The 21,327-nt window shown below is 66.9% G+C and carries 18 protein-coding genes; 10 read left to right on the forward strand and 8 right to left on the reverse strand.

Features of this window, described 5'->3' with window-relative positions; all coding sequences use genetic code 11:
• Window positions 1-23: 23 nt before the first annotated feature.
• From GO606_RS11165 to GO606_RS11195, 7 genes are all read right to left on the reverse strand, one after another.
• Window positions 24-188 carry a rubredoxin gene (locus GO606_RS11165; protein WP_169117323.1) on the reverse strand — a complete coding sequence of 55 codons (165 nt, stop codon included), beginning with the start codon at window positions 186-188 and terminating at the stop codon, window positions 24-26.
• A gap of 83 nt (window positions 189-271) precedes the next feature.
• Window positions 272-688, reverse strand: coding sequence for a benzoyl-CoA thioesterase (locus tag GO606_RS11170; protein WP_169117322.1), 417 nt, complete (start codon window positions 686-688; stop codon window positions 272-274).
• 2 nt (window positions 689-690) lie between these two features.
• Entirely contained in the window at window positions 691-1,464 is a 774-nt protein-coding gene (locus GO606_RS11175) for an alpha/beta fold hydrolase (RefSeq protein WP_169117321.1), read from the reverse strand.
• Between the two features lie 102 nt (window positions 1,465-1,566).
• Entirely contained in the window at window positions 1,567-2,754 is a 1,188-nt protein-coding gene (locus GO606_RS11180) for an ABC transporter substrate-binding protein (RefSeq protein WP_169117320.1), read from the reverse strand.
• Between the two features lie 74 nt (window positions 2,755-2,828).
• Window positions 2,829-4,433 carry a benzoate-CoA ligase family protein gene (locus GO606_RS11185; protein WP_169117319.1) on the reverse strand — a complete coding sequence of 535 codons (1,605 nt, stop codon included), beginning with the start codon at window positions 4,431-4,433 and terminating at the stop codon, window positions 2,829-2,831.
• Window positions 4,434-4,581: 148 nt separating this feature from the next.
• Complete coding sequence (locus tag GO606_RS11190; RefSeq protein ID WP_169117350.1) at window positions 4,582-5,055, reverse strand: 4-hydroxylaminobenzoate lyase; 474 nt, start codon at window positions 5,053-5,055, stop codon at window positions 4,582-4,584.
• 58 nt (window positions 5,056-5,113) lie between these two features.
• Entirely contained in the window at window positions 5,114-6,691 is a 1,578-nt protein-coding gene (locus tag GO606_RS11195) for a 3,4-dehydroadipyl-CoA semialdehyde dehydrogenase (RefSeq protein ID WP_169117318.1), read from the reverse strand.
• 333 nt (window positions 6,692-7,024) lie between these two features.
• Here GO606_RS11195 and GO606_RS11200 point away from each other — a divergent pair, with 333 nt between their 5' ends.
• From GO606_RS11200 to trhP, 9 genes are all read left to right on the forward strand, one after another.
• Window positions 7,025-7,927, forward strand: a complete 903-nt coding sequence (locus tag GO606_RS11200; RefSeq protein WP_169117317.1) for a helix-turn-helix transcriptional regulator — start codon at window positions 7,025-7,027, stop codon at window positions 7,925-7,927.
• Window positions 7,928-7,955: 28 nt separating this feature from the next.
• The gene (gene boxC, locus GO606_RS11205) at window positions 7,956-9,629 is read left to right on the forward strand and encodes a 2,3-epoxybenzoyl-CoA dihydrolase (RefSeq protein WP_169117316.1); all 1,674 of its coding nucleotides are present in this window, start codon (window positions 7,956-7,958) and stop codon (window positions 9,627-9,629) included.
• A 45-nt stretch (window positions 9,630-9,674) separates the two neighbouring features.
• Complete coding sequence (gene boxB / locus GO606_RS11210) at window positions 9,675-11,096, forward strand: benzoyl-CoA 2,3-epoxidase subunit BoxB (RefSeq protein ID WP_169117315.1); 1,422 nt, start codon at window positions 9,675-9,677, stop codon at window positions 11,094-11,096.
• A gap of 60 nt (window positions 11,097-11,156) precedes the next feature.
• A complete protein-coding gene (gene boxA, locus GO606_RS11215; RefSeq protein WP_169117314.1) occupies window positions 11,157-12,407 on the forward strand; it encodes a benzoyl-CoA 2,3-epoxidase subunit BoxA in 1,251 nt (416 codons plus the stop codon).
• A gap of 20 nt (window positions 12,408-12,427) precedes the next feature.
• Window positions 12,428-13,636: a 3-oxoadipyl-CoA thiolase gene (pcaF, locus tag GO606_RS11220; RefSeq protein WP_169117313.1), complete on the forward strand. Its 1,209-nt coding sequence runs from the start codon at window positions 12,428-12,430 to the stop codon at window positions 13,634-13,636.
• Window positions 13,637-13,666: 30 nt separating this feature from the next.
• The gene (locus tag GO606_RS11225; protein WP_169117312.1) at window positions 13,667-14,248 is read left to right on the forward strand and encodes a hemerythrin domain-containing protein; all 582 of its coding nucleotides are present in this window, start codon (window positions 13,667-13,669) and stop codon (window positions 14,246-14,248) included.
• Window positions 14,249-14,404: 156 nt separating this feature from the next.
• Window positions 14,405-14,965 (forward strand): phasin family protein, encoded by a 561-nt coding sequence (locus tag GO606_RS11230; RefSeq protein ID WP_169117311.1) that lies wholly within the window; start codon window positions 14,405-14,407, stop codon window positions 14,963-14,965.
• Window positions 14,966-15,308: 343 nt separating this feature from the next.
• Window positions 15,309-17,360: a M1 family metallopeptidase gene (locus GO606_RS11235; RefSeq protein WP_169117310.1), complete on the forward strand. Its 2,052-nt coding sequence runs from the start codon at window positions 15,309-15,311 to the stop codon at window positions 17,358-17,360.
• Between the two features lie 132 nt (window positions 17,361-17,492).
• Complete coding sequence (gene trhP, locus GO606_RS11240) at window positions 17,493-18,836, forward strand: prephenate-dependent tRNA uridine(34) hydroxylase TrhP (RefSeq protein ID WP_246979500.1); 1,344 nt, start codon at window positions 17,493-17,495, stop codon at window positions 18,834-18,836.
• 13 nt (window positions 18,837-18,849) lie between these two features.
• Here trhP and GO606_RS11245 read toward each other — a convergent pair whose 3' ends face one another.
• Complete coding sequence (locus GO606_RS11245) at window positions 18,850-19,413, reverse strand: DUF3592 domain-containing protein (protein ID WP_169117308.1); 564 nt, start codon at window positions 19,411-19,413, stop codon at window positions 18,850-18,852.
• A 149-nt stretch (window positions 19,414-19,562) separates the two neighbouring features.
• On the opposite strand from GO606_RS11245, the gene GO606_RS11250 reads away from it, so the two are divergent.
• Complete coding sequence (locus GO606_RS11250) at window positions 19,563-21,200, forward strand: ABC-F family ATPase (protein WP_169117307.1); 1,638 nt, start codon at window positions 19,563-19,565, stop codon at window positions 21,198-21,200.
• Window positions 21,201-21,327 lie beyond the last annotated feature (127 nt).

A 21,327-nucleotide genomic window follows, 5' to 3' on the forward strand; every position in this document is an offset into this window, starting at 1 on the left:
CCGTGTGAAACCGTCCCGGGCTTTCAATCCTCGACGACGGTAAAGTTGTCCTTCGGCGTGCCGCAGTCCGGGCACACCCAGTCGGCGGGCACGTCTTCCCACTTCGTGCCGGCGGGGATGCCTTCGTCGGGCAGGCCGTCGGCTTCGTTGTACGGGAAATAGCACGCGGTGCATTGATACGTGGCCATGATGTCGGTCCTTGTCTCTGTGGGTAGGGGTCGGGGGCGGGTCTGTTTGTGGTGTTGCTGTTTTGTCTGGCTTGCGTTCGGGCTCAGGACGACGCGAGGAAGCGGCTGAAGCGCTCGCGCCATTCACCCTCGATCGGCGTCGCGCGCGGCGCACCGCCGAGGTCGGCCCAGACGACGGTCTGCTTCGCGCGAAAGCGCACTTCGTCGCCCATCGCGGCGGTCGTCGTGATGTCCATCGACGTGTTGCCGATGCGGTTCACCGCCAGCGTGAACGTCAGGTCGTCGCCGTGCATGCTCGGTGCGATGAAATCGACTTCGAGGTGGCGCATCGGCACGCCGCGCCGGATGTCGGCGTGGAGCTTGTAGAAGTCGATGCCGATGCCTTCATCGAACCAGTCCTCGATGACTTCGTTGCACAGCACCAGGCACTGCGGGTAGAAGACGATTCCGGCCGGGTCGCAGTGGTGGAAGCGGATGGATTTCTTGCATACAAATTCCATGTTCAGTCCTCGAGGATGCGGGAAACGAATTCGCCGACGGCGTCGATAACGGCGGCCGGCTGGTCCTTGTGCGGCGAATGGCGGCAGTCGGCGAGCTTGACGAGTTCGACGTCGGGCGCCTGCGCGGCGATGCGCTCGATCTGCGCCATCGTGCCGTATTCGTCGTCTTCGCCCTGGATCGCGAGCACCGGGCAGAGGATGCGCGGGACGTATTCCTCGATGTTCCACGCGCGAAAATCCGGGTGCAGCCAGATGTCGTTCCAGCCCCGGAAAGCCGCGTCGACATCGGCGTGGTGCTTGGCCAGGCGCGTGCGCAGGTCAGTCGTCTGCCACGCGACTTTCGCCTGCTCGATGCTCGACACCGAGATGTCCTCGACCATCACGTGCGGCGCCATGACGATGACGGCGGTCAGCGGCGTCGCGGTGCCGCCGGCGCAGATCAGCGCGATCGAGGCACCGTCGGAATGGCCGAACAGGATCGGCCGCTCGAGCCCCAGCGCGGCGAGCAGCGCCGGCAATACGTGCAGGCCTTCGTCGTGCATGTAGCGCGTGTCGCGCGGTAGCCGGGCCGGATCGGAGCGGCCGTAGCCCGCGCGCGAATAGACGAGCGCTTCGCAGCCGGTCGCGTCCGCGACTTTCTGCGGGAAGTCGCGCCACATCGCGACCGAACCGAGGCCTTCGTGCAGGAACACGATCGCCGGGGCGCCTTCGCGCGGATGCGCCGACGGCAGGCGGACGTACTCGAGGCGCGTATCGCCGACTTGAACCTGTTTCACTTCGAACTCCCGATGTTTCCTGAACCGGTGGTTATTGCGCACCGGGCCGCGCTGGACGCCCGGAACATGCGGACCGGCGGGGATGAAAACGGACCGCGCTTCTTACATGGAGCAGCCGCGCGCGGGATCGGCGAGCGCTTTCTGCGCGACGCCGACGAGCTTGTTCTCGCGGCCTTCGACCTTGCGCAGGTAGACGTCCTGCACCGGGTTGTGCGCTTTCGACATCGTGAACGCGCCGCGCGGGCTGTCGATCTTCGCCGACTCCATCGCGGCGATCATCGCCGCCTGGTCGAGCTTGCCGCCCTTGACCGCTTCGAGGCCTGCGCCCAAGAGCTGCGCCGTGTCATAGCCGTGCACCGCATAGACGTCCGGTTGTGTGTTGTACGTTGCGGCATACGCCGTACGGAAGCTCTTGTCCTTCGCGTTCGGCAGGCCGGCGGCGTAGTGCAGCGTCGTCAGCACGCCTTCGCCGGCGCCGTTCATCGCGTCGAGCGTGCCCTCGGTGAGGTAGCCCGTGCCGTACAGCGGGATCTTCGCCTTCAGCCCGGCCGCGTCGTAGTCCTTGACGAACTTCGCCGCGCCGCTGCCGACGAAGGACGCGAACACCGCATCCGGCTTGAGATTCGCGATCTCGTCGAGCAGGTGGCGGAAGTCAACGCTCGGGAACGGCACGAAGAGCTCCTTCGCGACCTTGCCGCCGGCCTGCTCGAACGCTTCCTTGAAGCCGGCGGCCGACTGATCGCCGAAGGAGTACTTCCACGACACCGTGACGACGTTCTTGTGACCGCGCTCAGCCGCGAGCTTGCCCATCGCGTACGCCGGCTGCCACGTCGACATCGAAGTGCGGAACACGGTCGGCGCGCACAGCGACCCGGTCAGCTCATCGCTGCCGGCGGTCGGGATGATCAGCAGCGTCTTCGTGTCGCGCGCGACTTTCGCCATCGCCAGCGCGGCGCCCGAATGCACCGTGCCGACGAGCACATCGACGCCGTCTCGCTTGATCAGCTTGCTCGCGTTCTCGGTCGCCGTCGCCGGGTCCGACTTGTCATCGGCGATGAAGTATTCGACCTCGCGCCCGCCGAGCTTGCCGTCGTGCTCGGCCACATGCTGCTTGAAGCCGTTCGTGATAGCGTTGCCGATCGCCGCGTAAGTGCCGGTGTACGGCAGCAGCAGCCCGACCTTCACCTTGTCGGCGCCCTGCGCGAGCGCCGGCAGCAATGCCGTGCCGGCGATGCTGGCTGCGGCGACGGCGCCGGCAAGGCCGCGCCACTGTCGTTGCGAATGCTTCACTGATCGTTCCTCCTGTCATCGGGATAATGGGACTATGTCGTCCCATTATCCTTTACGACCCGGGCGACGCGCCATCAACGCCCCGCGCCCTGCGCGCGCAGCTTGAAGCGCTGGATCTTGCCGGTGGCGGTTTTCGGCAGCTCGTCGACGAACTCCATCCAGCGCGGATACTTGTAGGGCGCCAGCTGCGCCTTGACGTGCTGCTTGATCGATTCGGCGAGCGCCGGCGTGCCGCGCACGCCCGGCTTGAGGACGATGAAGGCTTTCGGCTTGATCAGCTGGTCGTCGTCCTCGTGCCCGACGACCGCCGCTTCGAGTACCGCCTCGTGCTCGATCAGGCACGATTCGACTTCGATCGGCGACACGTAGATGCCGCTCACCTTGAGCATGTCGTCGTTGCGCCCGGCGTAGATGTAGTAGCCGTCGGCGGTGCGCGAATACTTGTCGCCGCTCCGCGTCCACGGCCCCTGGAACGTGTCGCGGCTCTTCGCGCGGTTGTTCCAGTACATCGCGGCGCTGGTCGGCCCGGCGATCTGCAGTTCGCCCGGTTCGTTCGCGCCGTCGATGACGAAACCGGCGTCGTCGATGAGGCGCAGCTCGTAGCCCGGCACGGCCTTGCCGGTCGTGCCGTAGCGCACTTCGCCCGGACGGTTCGACAGGAAGATATGCAGCATTTCGGTCGAGCCGATGCCGTCGAGGATCTCGACGCCGAAACGTTCCGTCCAGCGCCGACCGATGTCTTCCGGCAGCGCTTCGCCGGCCGACGTGCAGACGCGCACCGCAAGTTCGCCTTTCGCCGGGCAGTCCGGGCTCGCGAGCATCGACGCGTACAGCGTCGGCACGCCGTAGAAGATCGTCGGACGGTGCTCGCGCAGCCGCCTGAAAGCGGCTTCGGGCGTCGGCCGCTCGGCCATCAGCACTCCGGTCGCGCCGGCCGCGAGCGGGAAAGTCAGGCCGTTGCCGAGCCCGTAGGCGAAGAACAGCTTTGCCGCCGAGAACACGACGTCGTCCTCGCGGATGCCGAGGATCGGCTTCGCGTACAGCTCGAAAGTCTGGATCAGGCTCGAATGCACATGCACGGTGCCTTTCGGCGCGCCGGTCGAGCCGGACGAGTAGAGCCAGAAGCACGGTTCGTCGCAGGTCGTCGGCGCGCTGCGGAACTGGTCGGAAGCGCCGTCCATCAGCGTGGCGAGCGAGTCGTCGCGCTGCTGTGCAGGATCGACGCCGGCGATGACGAGGCGCTCGAGTGTCGGCACGCGGTCGAGCAGCGGCGCGAACGTCTCGGCGAGCGGCGCGGACACGACGGCGACGCGCGCGCGGCTGTCGCCGAGCATGTATTCGTAGTCGGACTGCGTCAGCAGCGTGTTGACCGCGACCGGCACGACGCCGGCCTTGATCGCGCCGAGGAACACCGTCGGGAAGTCGATCGTGTCATGGACGCACACGAGGATGCGCTGCTCGCGCATGATGCCGAGCGCGCCGAGCGTGTTGGCGAAGCGGTTCACGCGCGCTGCGAGTTCGTCATAGGTATAGCTGCCGGCGTCGTCGATGAACGCGACCTTGCTGCCGCGCCCGGCAGCAAGGTTGCGTCCGATCAGGTCGTCGGCCGCGTTGTAGTCGCGCGGCAGGGTGATTTTCGGCGAACCCGCGCCGGGCTGCGCCGCACTGAGCATGTGCATTCTGTCTTTCCTCCGTTTGCCCGGCTCGTGCCGGGTCGTGTCGTCCGTTACCGGTCCTGGCGCCGGTGCTTTCCCTGGTTTGAAGCCCTCGCCGGCAGCGATCCCGGCGGGCGGGAATGCGCTGCGGTTGTCGACCGGATGCGCGGGTTCAGGCCGCCGCGCGGGTGAATTCGATCGCGCCCTGCGGCAGCAGGTACAGCACGTACGCGCGGCCGCCGCTGACGGTCGGGCGATGCACGCTGCCCGGGCCATAGACGAACCAGCCGGCGCCGTGGCCGTCGAATTTCGCGTCGCCTTCGAGCGGCATGATCATGTCGATCTCGCCGTTCGGGTGCGCGTGCTGCGGCCCGACGACGTCCGACATCTCGACGACGTCGACGCTGAAGCCGTGGATCTCCGGGCACGGCTTGACGACACGGCCGAACTTGATGCCGCCGTGCTCGCGCTCGCACATCCAGCCGGCGGCGACGGCGTCGCGGCACGCGGCGGCAATCGCGTCGAACTCCGCACCGCCGGGCGGAAAGCGTTCGTTGAGGAATGCGTCGAGCGGCTTGTCGAGCGGCCGGCCCTGGATCTGTGCGGTCACGTTCGCGATCAGCGCGCGGAAGTTTTCGGCTGTCATCATCGTCGGGGTCTCCTGTCGGGATTGGAGGTGCAAATCTTATTATTTATAGCTGGTTTCAGCTGCCGAGCAGCGCGGCGTCGGCCGCGTCGCGCGACAGCGCTTCGAGCAGCGCCGGGCCACCCTGGACGACGCAGCGGCGGTGGTACGTTGCCAGCGCGCGCAGGCCGCCGAGCTCCTCGCCGCCGCCGGCGCGCCCCGGCCCGCCATGCAGGCAGGTCGGCATGACGTTGCCGTGGCCGGTGTGGTTCGCGCCGACCGCCGCATCGACGACCATCACGCGCCCGTGCAGGTCGGCGATGCCGGGGACGAGCTCGGCGAGGAACGCCGCGTCGCCCGAATATACCGACGCGACGAGCGAGCCGCGGCCGCGGCGCGCAAGCGCGATCGCCGCTGCCGTGTCGGCATACGGCACGATCGTCGCGACCGGCCCGAACACTTCGATGTCATGGACGTGGCGGGCGTCGAGTCCCTTGTCGCAGTACAGCAGCGTCGGCTGCACGAACGCCGAGACGGCCGGATCGGCATCGACCGGGGTGAAATCCGCGCCGCCGCCGAACACCGTCTCGCATTCCTCACGCAGCTTCGCCAGGCCTTCGAGCGCCGCGGCCTGCTGCGCGCGGCTGACGAGCGGCCCGACGCGCACGCCTTCGCTCTTCGGATTGCCGACGCGGTACGAGGCGAGCTTCGCGGCGACCGCATCGGCGAGCGGCCGGCTTGTCGATGCAGGCGCGAAGACGCGACGGATCGCGGTGCATTTCTGCCCGGTCTTGATCGTCATCTCGCGCACGATCTCCTTCACCGCGAGATCGAACTCGGGCGTTCCGGGCTGCGCATCGGGCCCGAGGATTGCGGAATTGATGCTGTCGGCTTCGATGTTGATGCGCACCGAGCGGGCGACGACGTTCGGATGCGTGCGCATGCGCGCCGCGGTGTCGGCCGAGCCGGTGAAGGAAATCACGTCGCATTCGCCGACGTGGTCGAGCAGGTCGCGCGCCGAGCCGCACACGATCGACAGCGCGCCCGCGGGCAGGATGCCGGCCTTGACGACGTCCTCGACCATGCGCTGCGTCAGCCACGCCGTCGGCGTCGCCGGCTTGACGAGCACCGGCACGCCGGCGAGCAACGCCGGGGCGGCTTTTTCCCACAGGCCCCACGCCGGGAAGTTGAACGCGTTGATGAACACCGCGACGCCGGAGAGCGGCATCAGGAAATGCTGGCCCTGGAATGCGTCGGTCTTCGCCAGCGCGACGCGCGCGCCTTCCTTCAGGTGACGCGCCGGGCCGAGCGCCTTGCCGGCACGCGCGTAGCTTTTCAGCGTGAAGATCGCGCCATCGACGTCGAACGCGGCGTCCGCTTCCGTTGAGCCGGAGTTGCGCAGCGCAATGTCGAAATATTCTGCACGTTTCGCGCTCAGGACTTCGATGATCGCGCCGAGCAGCGCCGCACGATCTTCATACCCGAGCGCCCGCAACGCGGGTCCGCCGGTGCTGCGGGCGAATTCCAGCGCACGCGCGGTATCGATGCCTTCGGACGAGACCCGCACCAGCTCCTCGCCGGTGACCGGATCCTGCAGTGCGATGCCGTCGCCGGCGCCTTCGAGCCATTGCCCGTATACGTAATTAGCCAGTTTCACGTTGTCTCCTCGTCCTCTTGTTTGTGCATCGCACCCGGATGCTCAAGGGTCGATGACGGGTTGGGTGGTCGCGCGCCGGGCGCAACTCGTGGAAATAGAATACACGCGCCTTATCCTTCGTCAAGAACTTTACTGCATCATTTTGCTCGATAGCTCATTCCAGACTGCACTTTTCCTCGTCAAGGCAGCGCTATTTTCTGATTGTTGCTATAGTGTTTCGGCAATCGATTTCATCATCACACAAAACAAAATGCACTTTACCTCTTGACGCTCCTTAACGCCTGCACTATTGTTCAACCCAACAGCACCGGCAACTGCACGACAGGAACCAAAATGAGCTTCAAGACCGACCCTGATGCGAACCCAGTGGATCACCGTGACGACAGCGTCGCCGGCACCTCCACGCTGCTGCCGACGCTGGGCCGGCGGGTGCGCGAGATCCGGGACCGGCGCGGCATGACCCGCAAGCTCGTGGCCCGCGAGGCCGGCGTCTCCGAACGTCACCTCGCGCACCTCGAAGGCGGCGAAGGCAACGTGTCGATCGTGCTGCTCGACAACATCGCCCGGGCGCTGGATGTGTCGCTGACCGACCTGCTCGCACCGGAGACCGAAGACACCGTCGAACGCCGCCTGATCCGCCGCTTTCTCGAGCGCCTGCCGCAGCACCGCCTCGAAGAAGTGGTGTTCCGGCTGATGCGCGACTTCGGCCATGAGGAAGCGGTGCGCAGGAAGCGCATCGCGCTGATCGGCCTGCGCGGCGCCGGCAAGTCGACGCTCGGCGGACGGCTGGCGCGCGAAGAAGGCATGCCGTTCGTCGAACTCGACCGCGAGATCGAGAAGGAAACCGGCATCCCGGGGCGCGAGATTTTCGCGCTGTACGGCCAGTCGGGGTATCGCCGCATCGAGAAGCGCACGCTCGAACGCGTCATCCGCGAGCATCCGCGCGCCGTGATCTCGATCGGCGGCGGCGTCGTGTCGCAGCCCGAGACTTTCGAACTGCTGCTGTCGAACTGCCTGACGATCTGGGTCAAGGCGCAGCCGGAAGAACACATGGCGCGCGTCATGGCACAGGGCGACCTGCGGCCGATGGCGGGCAACGACGAGGCGATGGATGACCTCAAGCGCATCCTCGACGCCCGCGAGCCACTGTATGCGAAGGCCGACACCGTCCTCGATACGACGGGCGAGACGGTCGATCAAAGTTTCATGAAGTTGCGCCAGCTCGTACTGAGCTGACCCCCCCACGAGAGAAGAGGAGACAGAGATGGAAGCAATCGCGAAGAACCAGGAAACCGCCGTCGAGCGCGTCGATTACCGTACCGAGCCGTCGAAGTACCGCCACTGGTCGCTCGCGACCGACGGCGCGATCGCCACGCTGACGCTGAACATTGACGAGGACGCGGGCATCCGGCCGGGCTACAAGCTGAAGCTCAACTCGTACGACCTCGGCGTCGACATCGAGCTGCACGACGCGCTGCAGCGCGTGCGCTTCGAGCATCCGGAAGTGCGCACCGTCGTCGTCACGTCGGGCAAGCCGAAGATCTTCTGCTCCGGCGCGAACATCTACATGCTCGGCCTGTCGTCCCACGCGTGGAAAGTGAACTTCTGCAAATTCACCAACGAGACGAGGAACGGCATCGAGGATTCCAGCCAGTACTCGGGCCTGAAGTTCCTCGCCGCGTGCAACGGCACGACTGCCGGCGGCGGCTACGAGCTGGCGCTCGCATGCGACGAGATCGTGCTGGTCGATGACCGCAACTCGTCGGTGTCGCTGCCTGAAGTGCCGCTCTTGGGCGTGCTGCCCGGCACCGGCGGCCTGACGCGCGTGACCGACAAGCGCCGTGTGCGCCGCGATCACGCCGACATCTTCTGCACGATCTCGGAAGGCGTGCGCGGCAACCGCGCGAAGGAATGGCGCCTCGTCGATGACGTCGTCAAGCAGCAGCAGTTCGCCGAGCATATCAAGGCGCGCGCCGAAGCGCTCGCCGCGCAGTCCGACCGCCCGGCCAACGCGAAAGGCGTGCAGCTGACCCGCCTCGAGCGCACTGACGACGAAAACGGCTACCACTACGAATTCGTCGATGCCGCGATCGATGCGGCCGCCCGCACCGTGACGCTGACCGTGCGCGCCCCGTCATCCGTGACCGCGAAGACCGCCGCCGAAATCGAAGCCGAAGGCATCAACTGGTGGCCGCTCAAGATGGCACGCGAACTCGACGACGCGATCCTGAACCTGCGCACGAACCACCTCGACATCGGCCTGTGGCAGCTGCGCACGACGGGCGACGCCCAGGTCGTGCTCGACATCGACGCGACGATCATCGAGAACCAGGACAACTGGTTCGTTCGCGAAACTCTCGGCATGCTGCGCCGCACGCTGTCGCGGATCGACGTGTCGTCGCGCAGCTTGTACGCGCTGATCGAGCCGGGCTCGTGCTTCGCCGGCACGCTGCTCGAGATCGCGCTCGCCGCCGACCGCAGCTACATGCGTGACGCCGCCGACGCCGAAAACCGCATCGGCCTGTCGGCGATGAATTTCGGCGCACTGCCGATGGCCAACGGCCTGTCGCGCATCGACGCGCGCTTCTACCAGGAAGAAGCGCCGGTGGCGGCCGCGAAGGCGAAGGAAGGCAGCCTGCTCAGCCCCGCCGAAGCGATGGAGCTCGGCCTCGTGACCGCGATCCCCGACGATCTCGACTGGGCCGAAGAGATCCGCATCGCGATCGAGGAACGCGCCGCGCTGTCGCCGGACGCGCTGACCGGCCTGGAAGCGAATCTGCGCTTCGGCCCGGTCGAGACGATGAACACGCGGATTTTCGGCCGCCTGTCGGCGTGGCAGAACTGGATCTTCAACCGCCCGAACGCGGTCGGCCCGACCGGCGCGCTGAAGCTCTTCGGTTCCGGCAAGAAGGCGCAATTCGACTGGAACCGCGTCTAAACACAACGCAGCCCATACTTACAAAACACCCCGAGGAGCACAGAGATGATCAACTACAGCGAACGCATCCCGAACAACGTCAACCTGTCCGAGAACAAGACGCTTCAGCGCGCGCTCGAGCAGTGGCAGCCGTCGTTCCTGAACTGGTGGGACGACATGGGCCCGGAGAACTCGACGAACTACGAGGTCTACCTGCGCACCGCGGTCAGCGTCGACCCGAAAGGCTGGGCGGATTTCGGCCACGTCAAGATGCATGACTACCGCTGGGGCATTTTCCTTGCGCCGCAGGACGGCCAGAAGAAGATCACTTTCGGCGAGCACAAAGGCCAGGACGTGTGGCAGGAAGTGCCGGGCGAATACCGCTCGACGCTGCGCCGCATCATCGTCACGCAGGGCGACACCGAGCCGGCATCCGTCGAGCAGCAGCGCCACCTGGGCCTCACCGCGCCGTCGCTGTACGACCTGCGCAACCTCTTCCAGGTGAACGTCGAGGAAGGCCGCCACCTGTGGGCGATGGTGTACCTGCTGCACGCGCACTTCGGCCGCGACGGCCGCGAGGAAGGCGAAGCGCTGCTCGAGCGCCGTTCGGGCGACGCCGACAACCCGCGCATCCTCACTGCGTTCAACGAGAAGACTCCGGACTGGCTGTCGTTCTTCATGTTCACGTTCATCACCGACCGTGACGGCAAGTTCCAGCTCGCCTCCTTGGCCGAATCGGCGTTCGACCCGCTCGCCCGCACCTGCAAGTTCATGCTGACCGAGGAAGCGCACCACCTCTTCGTCGGCGAATCGGGCGTCGCCCGCGTGATCCAGCGCACCTGCGAGATGATGAAGGAACTCGGCACCGACGATCCTGCGAAGCTGCGCGCCGCCGGCGTCATCGACCTGCCGACGCTGCAGAAATACCTGAACTTCCACTACAGCGTCACCAGCGACCTGTACGGCGCCGAGATCTCGTCGAACGCCGCGACCTACTACACGAACGGTCTGAAAGGGCGCTTCGAGGAAGAGAAGATCGCCGATGACCACACGCTGCAGAACTCGGAATACCAGGTCATGGACGTCGCCGGCGACCAGATCCTGACCCGCCAGGTGCCGGCGCTGTCGGCGCTGAACGAGCGGCTGCGCGACGACTGGATCGCGGACGTGCAGGCCGGCATCGACCGCTGGAACCGCATCCCGGCGAAATTCGGCTTCAACTTCCGCTTCACGCTGCCGCACAAGGGCTTCAACCGCCGCATCGGCATGTTCGCCGGTTCGCATGTCAGCCCGGATGGCCGCCTGCTGTCCGAAGCCGAATGGACGCACCAGCACAGCAACTGGCTGCCGACCGAGAGCGACCGCCTGTACGTGCATTCGCTGATGGGCCAATGCGTCGAGCGCGGCAAGTTCGCGAACTGGATCGCGGCGCCGGGGCGCGGCATCAACAACCAGCCGATCGACTTCGAGTACGTGCGTTTCAACTAAGCCATCGCAAAAACGGGGACGGGCGCAGGCCCGCCCCCGCCCCAGTGGAGAGAGACAGCCATGAACGCGCCCGTAGAGCACGCAATCGCCAAGCAGCATCTGATCGACCCGGAAATCTGCATTCGCTGCAACACCTGCGAGGAGACCTGCCCGGTCGATGCGATCACGCACGACAACCTGAACTACGTCGTCAATTTCGATATCTGCAACGGTTGCCTCGCCTGCGTGCCGCCGTGCCCCACCGGCGCGATCGATTCATGGCGCAACGTCGAACGCGTCAAGCCGTACAGCCTCGAAGAACAGTTCAAGTGGGACGTGCTGCCCGACACCACCGAGCTCGACAAGGTCGACGCGCCGTTCGCCGTCGCGCGCCCCGACGACGAACTGCCGGCCGAAGTGCAGCACATCACCGACGTCGCCACTGCCGGCCAGGGCGGCCCGGCGCTCGCGCCGTGGTCCGCGTCGCATCCGTACGTGAACCTGTATGCGCCGACGCGCCCGATCACGGCGACCGTCACCGGCAATTACCGGCTCACCGACGCGGACGCTTCGAGCGACATCCATCACGTCGTGCTCGATTTCGGCTCGACGCCGTTCCCGGTGCTCGAAGGCCAGTCGATCGGCATCATCCCGCCCGGCACCGACGACAAGGGCCGCCCGCACCTGCTGCGCATGTACTCGGTCGCGAGCCCGCGCAACGGCGAGCGTCCGCACTACAACAACCTCGCGCTGACGGTCAAACGCGTCACCGAGGACCATGAAGGCAAGCCCGCGCGCGGCGTCGCGTCGAACTACATCTGCGACCTGAAGAAAGGCGACAAGGTGCAGGTCACCGGGCCTTACGGCTCGACCTACCTGATGCCGAACCATCCCGGCTCGTCGATCATGATGATCTGCACCGGCACCGGCTCGGCGCCGATGCGCGCGATGACCGAGCGCCGCCGCCGCCGTCTCGCGCAGCAGGAAGGCGGCGAGCTGGTGCTGTTCTTCGGCGCGCGCGCGCCGGCCGAGCTGCCGTACTTCGGCCCGCTGCAGAAGCTGCCGAAGGACTTCATCGACATCAACTTCGCGTTCTCGCGCGTGCCCGGCGAGCCGAAGAAATACGTGCAGGATTCGATCCGCGAGCGCGCCGACAAGGTGTTCCGGATGCTCAACGACGACAACTGCTACATTTACATCTGCGGCCTGAAAGGCATGGAATCGGGCGTGCTTGAAGCGTTCCGCGACATCTGTCGCGCGAACGGCGCGGACTGGGAGGCGCTGCGGCCGAAGCTGCTGGCCAACGCACGCTTCCACGTCGAAACCTACTGACCCCCGAAGGAAAAGCCGCCATGACCCGCCCCGTCTATATCTGCGACGCGATCCGCACCCCGTTCGGCCGCTACGGCGGCACGCTGTCCGGCGTGCGCGCCGATGACCTCGCCGCGCTGCCGATCAAGGCGCTCGTCGAGCGCAACTCCGCCGTCGACTGGCAGGCCGTCGACGACGTGCTCTACGGCTGCGCCAACCAGGCCGGCGAAGACAACCGCAACGTCGCGCGCATGGCCGCGCTGCTCGCCGGCCTGCCGGTCGAAGTGCCCGGCAGCACGATCAACCGCCTGTGCGGCTCCAGCCTCGACGCGATCGGCATGGCCGCGCGCGCGATCGCTGCGGGCGAGGCCGAGCTGATGATCGCCGGCGGCGTCGAGAGCATGAGCCGGGCGCCGTTCGTGCTCGGCAAGGCGGACAGCGCGTTCTCGCGCACGGCGAAAATCGAGGACACGACGATCGGCTGGCGCTTCGTGAACCCGCTGATGAAAGCGCAATACGGCATCGACTCGATGCCCGAGACCGCCGAGAACGTCGCCACCGACTTCGGCGTCAGCCGCGCCGACCAGGACGCATTCGCGCTGCGCAGCCAGCAGCGCTGGGCCGCCGCTGCCGAACGCGGTTTTTTCGAGCGCGAGATCGTGAAGGTCGAAGTGCCGCGCAAGAAAGGCGAGCCGCTCGTGCTCGCCGCCGACGAGCATCCGCGTCCGGACACGACGCTGGCGACGCTCGCAAAGCTCAAGGGCGTCGTGCGCCCCGACGGCAGCGTCACCGCCGGCAACGCTTCCGGTGTCAATGACGGCGCATGTGCGCTGCTGCTGGCTTCCGAAGCGGCGGTCAAGCGCCACGGCCTCACGCCGCGCGCCCGCGTCCTCGGCAGCGCCGCGGCCGGTGTGGCGCCGCGCATCATGGGCATCGGCCCGGCGCCTGCAACGCTGAAGCTGCTCGCGCGACTCGGCATGTCGGTGCGCGACTTCGACACGATCGAGCTCAACGAAGCGTTCGCCGCGCAGGGACTGGCGGTGCTGCGCCAGCTCGGCCTGCCGGACGACGGCACGAATGTGAACCCGAACGGCGGCGCGATCGCGATCGGCCATCCGCTCGGCGCGTCCGGCGCACGGCTTGTGACGACCGCGCTGAACCAGCTCGAAACCACCGGCGGGCGGTTCGGCCTGGCGACGATGTGCATCGGCGTCGGCCAGGGTATCGCGCTCGCGATCGAGCGGGTGTAATCCGTCCCGCCCGGGAAAAAAGGTCCAGCCGTGAAACCGGAAGCCATCCAGATCATCAGGGACGAGCACCTCGCGATCAGCGCGGTGCTGTATTCGCTGCGCTACCTCGTCAAGGAGATGCGCCGGGGAGCGGCGCCGAATTTCGCGGTGCTGCGCGCGATCCTCGACTACATCGTGTCCTATCCGGACCGCTGGCACCATCCCAAGGAAGACAAGTACCTGTTCGCCGCGGTGCGGCACCGCACGCGCGAAGCCGATGGCCTGATCGCGCGGCTCGAGCGCGAGCATGCGCTCGGCTATCCGATGGTCGAGGAGCTGAAGAAGCAGCTCGTCGCTTTCCAGGGTGGCGACAGCGAGGCGCGCGACGCGTTCTTCGCTGCCGCCGACCGCTACGCGGAACTGGAATGGGAGCACCTGCGCACCGAGGAAGACGTCTTTCTGCCGATCGCCGAACGGGTGCTCGATGCCGAGCAGTGGGCCCAGATCGCGGTCGCGTTCCGCGAGAACGACAACCCGCTGTTCGGCATCAAGCCGCGGGAAGAAGCCGAAGCGTTATACCAGCGGATCCTGAAGCTGGCGCCGGCGCCGATCGGTTTCGGCAGCAACGCCTGAACCGGTACTTCGTTAACAAATGTTGCAATGCACAAAACATCTTGACCCGTCGCGCCTTGCGACTACAATGGAATTGTGCACTGCAGCAGGATGAGCCTCCCCGACGTCGGGCCTGCCTGCGATTGCCGAATGTTTCGACCCCTCCAGGAGCCTGCCATGACCAAGACCCCCGACCAGCTCAGCGCCCTCGCCAAGCCCGCGCTCGACACGTACCTGAAATCCGCGACCACCGCCTTCGAGTCCGTCGAACGCCTGATTGCCCTGAACCTGAACACGGCGCGTTCCGCGCTGGAAGACGGCAGCGGATTCGTCCGCGCACTGCTTGCGGCGAAGAATCCGAAGGAAATTCTGGACCTGCAGTCGTCGTTCGCCCAGCCGCTCGCGCAAAAATCGCTCGCGTACTATCGCAGCGGCTACGAGATCGTCGCGCAGAGCCTCGAAGAGTGCCTCAAGCCTTACGAATTGCAGTTCGCCGAAGCGAACAAGCTTGCGATCATTGCCATCGAGAAAGCGGCCCAGGCCGTGCCGGGGGGTGGCGAGGTGGCAGTCGCCGCGATGCGCTCGGCGATTGCGGCGGCGAACTCGACCTATGACAGCGTGACGAAGGCCACCCGGCAGGCAGTCGAAATCACCGAAGCCAACGTCGCCGCGACGGCCGACGCGGCGATCAAGGCGATCGAAACGAACGCCGCTGCAACGCACAAGAAGAGCGCCTGATTTTCCCGCGACGGCGGCCTCGCGGCTGTCGTCCTCAGCTGCGTGCACCTCTGCGTTCGACCCTCCGGCGCCTTCGGGCGCCGGAGCTTTTTCCGGCTGGACAATCATCGGCCGGAACCTCCCCGCTTCCGCCTGCGTCAAAATTGGTCGGGCTCGTTGCCCGATGTTGCCTCGTCAGGAGCGCGACCGTGACCCAGCAGACCGCATCGGCGCACTCCGCGCCCAGCAACACCGCCCGCGTCGTGCGCATGCCGGAGCACCGTCCGTGTCCCGCAGGGGAACGCGCGCCGGGTGTTTCTGCCCGGTTGCACGGATGCTGAGCGACGCTGCGAGCCGCCGACGAATGTTTCACGCCCTTTCACTGCTGATCATGCTGCCGCTTCCGGTGATCCTGAATCCCGCCTCGGCGCAGATGCCGCCGATCGGGGCGGCTGCGGCCAGCGAACCGGCCGCCTCCTACCGGCTCGCCGTGCGCCTCGACCCCGGCCGGCAGGAACTGTCCGGCGAGGCCGAGATCACGATCGACAGCGAAGCCGCGTTCGAGCTGCTGCTGAACATCCGCTTCGAGGCCGGCCCGCTGCGCATCGACGGTGAGCCCGTCGAGCTCCGGCCGCACCGTCACGGCGCAGTGGAACAATGGTCGGTTCCCGCGGGAGTGGCCGGACGCACCCTTGCGCTGTCCTGGCACGGCACGCTCGCAGGCCTTGCGCCCGGCGTCGAACACCGCGATACGCTCGACACGCAGGAACCCGTTGCGGATCCTCGCGGGAGCTTCCTGCCGTCGTCCAGCGCCTGGTATCCGCTGGTCGTGCGCGGGGGGCGCGGGCTGCTGCACGCGTTCACGCTCAACCTCGATCTTCCCGCAGGGCAGCACGGCCTCGTCGCTGGCCATCTGCAGTCGGAGTCCGCGCGCGGCGGGCGGGTTGTCGCCCGGTTCGACTTCCCGCACCCCGCCGAAGGCATCGACCTGATCGCCGGCCCGTACCGCATCACCGAGCGCCACGTGCGCTCGAGCGACGGGCGGCCGATCGTGCTGCGCACCTATTTCCATGCCGAGCTCGCGCCGCTCGCCGCCGGCTATCTCGACGCGGTACGCGACTATCTCGCGCTGTACGAAAGCTGGATCGGCCCCTATCCCTTCACTAGCTTCGCCGTCGTGTCGAGTCCGACGCCGACCGGCTTCGGCATGCCGACGCTGACCTATCTCGGCATCGAGGTGCTGAAGCTGCCGTTCATCAAGGACACGTCGCTCGGCCACGAGGTGCTGCACAACTGGTGGGGCAACGGCGTCTATCCCGACTACGCGAGCGGCAACTGGAGCGAAGGGCTGACGACCTTCATGGCCGACTACCATTACGCCGAGCGCGCCGGCGCCGACAAGGCGCGCGCGATGCGCCAGGGCTGGCTGAGGGACCTGTCGGGTATTCCATCGGGCGCCGACCGGCCTCTGGCGGCCTTCACCTCGCGCACGCACGGCCTCGACCAGGCGGTCGGCTACGGCAAGGCGGCAATGATGTTCGTGATGCTGCGCGACCGCATCGGCGAGCCGGCGTTCGATCGCGCCATCCGGCGCTTCTGGCAGACGCAGCGCTTCCGTGTCGCCGACTGGGACGACCTGCGCGTCGCGTTCGAAGCGGCCTCCGGCCAGTTGCTCGAACCTTTCTTCACCCAGTGGCTCGATCGCACCGGCCTCGCCGAAATCGCGCTGAGCGGCGGACGCGATGCGGGCGACGGCGTCGGTGTGACGCTCGCGCAGAACGTCCCGCCGTACGTGCTCGAGGTTCCGCTGCGGATCGACACCCGCGCCGGGCCGACGCTGCGCCGCGTGCGTCTCGAGCAGGCACGGCAGGACTTCGAGATCGAGCTCGATCCGGGCGACAGCGCGATGCGCGTCACGCTCGACCCCGACAGCCTGATCCTGCGGCGCCTCGATCGCCGCGAAACGCCGCCGACCCTGCGCGAACTGCAGTTCGACCGGCGCACCGAACTGCTGACGCTCGGCGACAACGAGTTCACGTCGGCGGCACACGCACTCGCGGACCGGCTGCTCGATCATGCCGCCTCCCCGCACGCGGCCGACGTCGCGCCCGGCCCCGACCCGCTGCTCGTGATCGGGGACGAAACCTGGATCGGCCGCTGGCTCGCGCGCCACGATCTGCCGCTCGCGCCGCCTGAAGTCGCGCACCGCGGTACGGTCCGCGCCTGGACGCTGCGCCTGCCATCCGGCACCCCGCTGGGAATCGTCGCCGCCGACAGCGCGCAGGCACTCGCCAACGCGACCCGGCCGCTGCCGCATTACCGCCAGCAAAGCTGGCTGGTGCTGCAGGATGCCCGCACGATCGCACGCGGCGTGTGGCCGGCCGAACCGCTGTCGGTGCCGGTCACCCGGCACTGACGGAGAGCGCAGGCGCGCAGGCGCCCGTCGTGGCGCGGCCGTTGGCCGGGCCCCGGAGCGTTCAGGATCGGAGCGCCGATTTCCGTCATGCCTGCGGACCACTAGAATGCCGGTTTGCCAGACGCCCAAACCATGACCGCCAGCCCCGTTACGCCCGTCCCCGAACTCCTTGCCCCCGCCGGTTCGCTGCAGATGATGCGCACCGCTTTCGCGTTCGGCGCGGATGCCGTCTACGCCGGCCAGCCGCGTTATTCGCTGCGCGTGCGCAACAACAGCTTTGGCAAGATCGAGGCGCTCGCGCAGGGCATCGACGAGGCGCACGCCGCGGGCAAGGCCTTCTACCTCGTCAACAACATCTACCCACACAACACGAAAATCCGCAGCTTTCTCGCCGACCTCGAACCGGTCGTCGCGCTCGGCCCCGACGCGCTGATCATGGCCGACCCCGGCCTGATGATGATGGTGCGCGAGCGCTGGCCGGAGATCGACATCCACCTGTCGGTGCAGGCGAACACGACGAACTACGCAGCGGTGCGCTTCTGGGCCTCGGTCGGCGTCAAGCGGATCATCCTGTCGCGCGAACTGTCGCTCGACGAAGTGGCCGAGATCCGCGACGCCTGCCCGGAGGTCGAGATCGAGCTGTTCGTGCATGGCGCGCTGTGCGTCGCCTACTCGGGCCGCTGCCTGCTGTCGGGCTACTTCAACCACCGCGACCCGAACCAGGGCAGCTGCACGAACTCCTGCCGCTGGGACTACAAGGTCCACGATGCGGCCGAGGACGACAGCGGCGACGTGCGCCGCGTGCCGCAGCTCGCGGGACTCGGCGGCGGCCCGCGGCACGCGGCGAGTGAGCGCGTGTGGCTGATCGAGGAAGGCACGCGGCCCGGCGAGCTGATGCCGGTCGAGGAGGACGAGCACGGCACCTACATCCTGAACTCGAAGGACTTGCGCGCGGTCGAGCACGTCGCGCGGCTCGTCGCGATCGGCATCGATTCGCTGAAGATCGAGGGCCGCACGAAAAGCCCGTACTACGTCGCGCGCGCGAGCCAGGCCTACCGCCGCGCGATCGACGACGCCGTCGCCGGCCGGCCGTTCGACGTGCGCCTGCTCGGCGAGCTCGAAGGACTGGCGAACCGTGGCTACACCGACGGGTTCTACGAGCGGCATCACACGCCCGACCACCAGAACTACCTGCGCGGCCACTCCGAATCCGGGCGCAGCCTGCTGGTAGGCGAAGTACTCGGCTTCGATATGGCGCGCAGCCTCGCCGAAGTCGAGGTGAAAAACGCTTTCGGCGTCGGCGACCGGATCGAGTTCGTGCATCCGGGCGGCAACGACACGGTGCGCCTCGAACGTCTCGAGGATGCGGCCGGCGCAGCTGTCGGACGCGTCCCCGGCGCCGGGCGGCGCGTATGGCTGCCGCTGCCGGCTGCTGTCCGCGGCGCGGCACCGTGCTTCATCGCCCGTTTTTTGTAGCGTACTCGCCCGGCTAAGGCTGGTCGGGCTTGCCCGGCCGCCCGCCGGGCTTCGCCTGGCTCCACACGAGCATGCCAACGAAAAGCATCAGCCCGCCCGCCAGCGCGAGCGCGAGTGCCGGGAACGTGAAGAGGAACACCGCCCACCGCAGCTCCCGGAACACCATCGCATCGCCCGGGTCGGCGGGATTCACCCACACCGTGATTCTCGGCGAAGCCTGCAGGCCGGCGACGATCGACTGGCTCGAGTCGTGCGCGTACTGCCCGTCGTGCGGGTCGTAGCGGACGCCGTCATGGTCGGTGTCCCCGACGCGGTAGCGATAGCGGATGTGCACCGAATCGAGCGGCGGATGCAGACTCGACGGCGGCCCATGCAGGCTCACGGATTCGATCGATGCCTCGACCGGCTGCCAGTCGCGACTGCGCAGCGACTCCACCGAGGGCAGGACGCCATACGACACGATCCCGAGCAGCCCCGCCATCAGCAATCCGACGCCGAACAGGGGCAGCCCGATGCCCAGGGCCACCGTGCGAAGCGCGGCAAGCGGGGAGGGCGGCAGCTGGCGGATCGGCGACATGCTGGAAGTTTGACGCCGACAACGCCGCGGCACCAGATCCGTATGCAAAAAATGGGCTCAGATTCCACACTGCGGCGGCGGCTCCGGCACGTCGCAACCTTCTGCGCTATAATGCAAAGCTTTGTTTTATCTGAAAATCAGGATTCGCCGTGCTCGTTGCAGCCAACATCACCATGCAGTTCGGGGCCAAGCCCCTGTTCGAGAATGTCTCCGTCAAATTCGGCGGGGGCAACCGCTACGGCCTGATCGGCGCCAACGGCGCGGGCAAGTCGACGTTCATGAAGATCCTGTGCGGCGAACTCGAGTCGTCCGCCGGCAACGTGTCGAAGGATCCGCATGAACGCATGGCCTACCTCAGGCAGGACCAGTTCGGCTTCGAGGACGTGCGCGTGCTCGACGTGGTGCTGATGGGCCACGAGCAGATGTGGGCCTGCATGGTCGAGAAGGACGCGATCTACGCGAACCCCGAGGCGACCGAAGACGACTACATGCACGCCGCCGAGCTCGAAGGCAAGTTCGCCGAGTACGACGGCTATACCGCCGAGGCGCGCGCCGGCGAGCTGCTGCTCGGGGTGGGCATCGGCACCGAGCTGCACAACGGCCCGATGAAGAACGTCGCGCCGGGCTGGAAGCTGCGCGTGCTGCTGTGCCAGGCGTTGTTCGCGAACCCGGACATCCTGCTGCTCGACGAACCGACGAACAACCTCGACATCAACACCATCCGCTGGCTCGAGGACGTGTTGAACCAGCGCGACAGCACGATGGTGATCATCTCGCACGACCGCCACTTCCTGAACCAGGTGTGCACGCACATGGCGGACCTCGACTACGGCACGATCACCGTGTACGCCGGCAACTACGACGACTACATGGAAGCGGCAACCCTCGCGCGCCAGCGCCAGCAGTCCGCCAATGCCCGCGCGAAGGAAAAGATCCAGGATCTGCAGGAATTCGTGCGCCGCTTCTCGGCCAACAAGTCGAAGGCCAAGCAGGCGACGAGCCGCCTCAAGCTCATCGACAAGCTCAGACCCGAAGACGTCAAGCCGTCCAGCCGCCAGTACCCGTGGATCCGCTTCGACTACGACGACAAGGACAAGCTGCACCGCCTCGCCTGCGAAGTGCAGAACCTGTCGTTCGCCTATGACGGCATGATGAAACCGCTGATCGACAAGTTCTCGATCGCAATCGAGGCCGGCGAGAAGGTCGCGATCATCGGCGAGAACGGCGTCGGCAAGACGACGCTGATGAAGCTGCTCGTCGGCGGCGAGGCGGGTGGCCTCACGCCGCAGAAAGGCGCCGTGAAATGGGCCGAGAAGGCCAAACCCGGCTACTACGCGCAGGATCATGCATCCGAATTCGCCGGCACGCAGAGCCTGACCGAATGGATCGCCGAGTACGCCCGCGTCACCATCGACTCGCAGGGCGGCGATCTCGAGACGCTGATCCGCGGCACGCTCGGCCGGCTGCTCTTCTCCGGCGACGACGTGAGAAAGCCGGTCAACGTGATTTCCGGCGGCGAACAGGGCCGCATGCTGTTCGGCAAGCTGATGCTGTCGCGGCCGAACGTGCTGCTGATGGACGAGCCGACGAACCACCTCGACATGGAATCGATCGAGTCGCTGAACACCGGCCTCGAGAAGTTCTCCGGCACGCTGATCTTCATCTCGCACGACCGCGAGTTCGTGTCCTCGCTCGCGACCCGCATCATCGAGATCCGGCTCGACGGCACGATCACCGACTACCGCGGCACCTACGAGGAATACCTCGCGAGCCAGGGGCTCGAGTGAGCTGAGCGCCGACGGCCTCGCGACCGGACGACAGCCGCCCGCGAGGGCGGTTTTTTTGTGTCCCGGCAATGCGCCGCAGCGCCGGGGCCGGAAGGCTTCACGACGGCATTCGCAGCAGCTGCGCCTT

Source organism: Aromatoleum anaerobium, from assembly GCF_012910705.2.
Classification (GTDB): domain Bacteria; phylum Pseudomonadota; class Gammaproteobacteria; order Burkholderiales; family Rhodocyclaceae; genus Aromatoleum; species Aromatoleum anaerobium.